Origin of the sequence: Corynebacterium sp., assembly GCF_043426755.1 — a bacterium.
In the GTDB taxonomy this organism is placed as follows: domain Bacteria; phylum Actinomycetota; class Actinomycetes; order Mycobacteriales; family Mycobacteriaceae; genus Corynebacterium.
This window is the reverse complement of sequence record NZ_JBHWRP010000060.1, coordinates 1-2,720: the sequence shown is the minus strand read 5'-3', so window position 1 is coordinate 2,720 and position 2,720 is coordinate 1. Positions and strand designations below refer to the sequence as shown.

Genomic DNA, 2,720 nt, shown 5'->3' with positions numbered 1-2,720 from the left:
CGAGTGGAAAGTTATGGCCGGCGGAAATCCTCGTTGCGCCCCGCGCGGTGCAGCGTCCACCACTGCCGGAAACCCTTGACGTCGCGGCGTTGGACGAGGAAGAACCACGCGAAGCGGCCCACTTCCTGCAGCGCGAGTTTCCGGTTGCCGGGCTGGCTGATCAGATACCCGCGGTTGCGGTAGGTGAAATAACGCTTGAACTCGCCGTCGGGGTACTGGGCGTGCATCTTGCCGCCCAGGATCGGCTTGAACTCGTCCGATCCGTCCGGGTGCAGGTAGAACGTCGTCAAGCAGGTCCCGTACCTCAGCCCGGAGCGCGACAGCCGGCGGTGATATTCGACCTCGTCGCCGCGGATGAACAGGCGGTAGTCGGGCACGCCGATGATCTCCATCGCGCGCGCAGAGATCAACGCGCCGTTGAACAACGAGGCATAAGACTCGAGGAACTCGCCCTCCAGCTCGTCCACGCGCCGGTGCCACGTCAGGCCTTGACGCAGCGGGAAAGCCAGGCGCGCCGGGTCGTCGATGTTGCACACGGTGGGGGAGATCTCGTGCAGGCCGCGTTCTTCGGCCACGCGGTAGAGGGTCTGCAAGACGTGGGTGTCGGCGGGACGGCCGTCGTCGTCGGCGCACCAGATGGCGTCGGCGCCTAGGGCGAGCGCGTGCAGGAACCCGTAGGCGAAGCCGCCGGCCCCGCCCAGGTTCGTGCGCGAGGGCAGGTAGATCCCGCGCTCGCCGGCGACCTCGGCCACCAGATCACGCACTTGCGTCTCAGCACCGTTGTCGACCACGATGATCCAGTCCACCGGGTGGGTCTGGGCGGCCACGACTCCCAAGGAGGCGCGCAGCAGCTCCACGCGCTGGTGGGTGACGATGACGGCAGCTGTGGTGCCGGTGGAGGCAAGCGGCGGGGTATCAGTGGACATCGGGTTCTCCCTCGTCTTCGCGCAGGAATCGTTGCTGCAGGGAGCGGACGTGCTCGCCGGCCTCTTTGCCCTCGTAGGCTTCCACGACTTCGTCGACGAGCCCGGCCTGCTTGATCTGGCCGTGGTCGATCCACAGACCCGTGGTGCACAGCTGGGCCAAAAAGTCGTTGGAGTGCGAGGCGAAGACCAGGATGCCGGAGCGCTTGACCATCTCGCGCAGGCGCACGCGCGCCTTGGCCATGAAGGCGGCGTCGACGGCGCCGATGCCCTCGTCCAGCAGCAGGATCTCCGGCTCAATCGAGGTCACCACGCCCAGCGCCAGGCGCACCCGCATGCCGGTGGAGTAGGTGCGCAGCGGCATGGACAGGTAGTCGCCGAGCTCGGAGAACTCCGCGATGTCGTCCATCTTCTTGCGCATCTGCCGCCGCGACTGGCCCAGAAACAGGCCGCGGATGATGATGTTTTCGTAACCGGAGATCTCCGGGTCCATCCCTACGCCCAGGTCGAAGACCGGCGCGACCCGGCCCCGGACATCGGCCACCCCGCGGGTCGGCTCATAGATGCCGGAGAGCAGCCGCAGCAGCGTGGACTTACCTGCGCCGTTGTGGCCGACCAGGCCCACCCGGTCGCCTTCGCGCAGGTGCAGGTTGATGTCTTTGAGCGCCTCCACTACGACGGTGTTGGCCTCGTTTTTGCCGATCGCCCCGCCGGCGGAAGACAGCACCGCCTTCTTCAGTGAGCGGGACTTGGCGTCGAAGATCGGGAAATCGACGCACGCGTTATAGGTGTCGATGGAAACCATGGTTGCTCCTCCTACACCCAGTAGCTCACACGGAAACGCCACTGACGCATCGCCAGCAGGGTCAGGCCGAGCCCCACCACAGTGCAGCCCAGCACGATCGCCCAGTGGTAGAACTCCACGTGGTTGCCCAGCATCGGGGCACGCACGATCTCCAGGTAATGGAACAAGGGGTTGATCTCTACGATGCGGGCCTGCTCCGCGACCTCCCCGCCCTGCTGCTCCAGGGTGTGGGTGGTCCACACGATCGGGGTGACATAAAACGCCAGCTGTATCAGCGCGTCCAGCAGCGGGGCGACGTCGCGGAACCGGGTGGCCACGATGCCGAAGAACATCGCCACCCACACGCCGTTGAGCACTAGCAGCAGCAGCGCCGGAATCGCCAGCAACGACTCCCAGTTCAGCGGGATGTCCAGGATAAACACCAGGATCAGCCAGATGACCAGGTTGTGGGCGAAAAACAGCAGTTGGCGCCACACCACTCGGTAGACGTGCACACTCAACGCCGAGGGCAGCTGTTTGATCAGCCCCTCGTTGTCGATGAAGATCGTCGAGCCTTCCTTCACGCACCCGGAGATGAACCCCCAGACGATGAACCCGACCGTCACGTGCGGGAGGAACTCCCGCCAGTCGATCTGGAAGAGCAACGAGTACAACAGCCCCAGGGCGGCGGCCATCACGCCGGTGGCGATGGTGATCCACAGCGGACCCAGGGTCGAGCGGCGGTAGCGCTGCTTGATGTCCTGCCAACCCAGCTGCAGCCAGAGCTCGTGCTGGCTAAAGCCGTAGGTCAGGTCGCGCATCGAGGCCTTAAGCGTCTGCGAAGACGACTTGGGCACCTCGGAGGCGTCGGTGACCGTGGTCATCCGCGCGACGTCGGCACGTAATTGTTCAGTGGTCTTGTCCTGCACGGCCATAACCCTAGTCCGTGTCGTCGGCGGTCTCGGATTCCGACGGGCTCGCAGGCTCGTCGTCGGGCTCGCCTTCGTCGGCGT

At 65.4% G+C, this 2,720-nt stretch carries 3 protein-coding genes; all 3 read right to left on the bottom strand.

All coding sequences use genetic code 11. From position 1 onward, the window contains the following. Nucleotides 1–11: 11 nt before the first annotated feature. From ACHFGA_RS05530 to ACHFGA_RS05520, 3 genes are read right to left on the bottom strand one after another with little or no spacing between them, the layout of a single operon-like run. Nucleotides 12–926, bottom strand: coding sequence for a glycosyltransferase (locus ACHFGA_RS05530; protein ID WP_394281421.1), 915 nt, complete (start codon nucleotides 924–926; stop codon nucleotides 12–14). Continuing rightward, the gene (locus ACHFGA_RS05525; protein ID WP_394281420.1) at nucleotides 916–1,728 is read right to left on the bottom strand and encodes an ABC transporter ATP-binding protein; all 813 of its coding nucleotides are present in this window, start codon (nucleotides 1,726–1,728) and stop codon (nucleotides 916–918) included. Before ACHFGA_RS05525 ends, ACHFGA_RS05530 begins: the two co-directional genes overlap by 11 nt. A gap of 11 nt (nucleotides 1,729–1,739) precedes the next feature. Beyond that, nucleotides 1,740–2,642 (bottom strand): ABC transporter permease, encoded by a 903-nt coding sequence (locus ACHFGA_RS05520; RefSeq protein WP_394281422.1) that lies wholly within the window; start codon nucleotides 2,640–2,642, stop codon nucleotides 1,740–1,742. Nucleotides 2,643–2,720 lie beyond the last annotated feature (78 nt).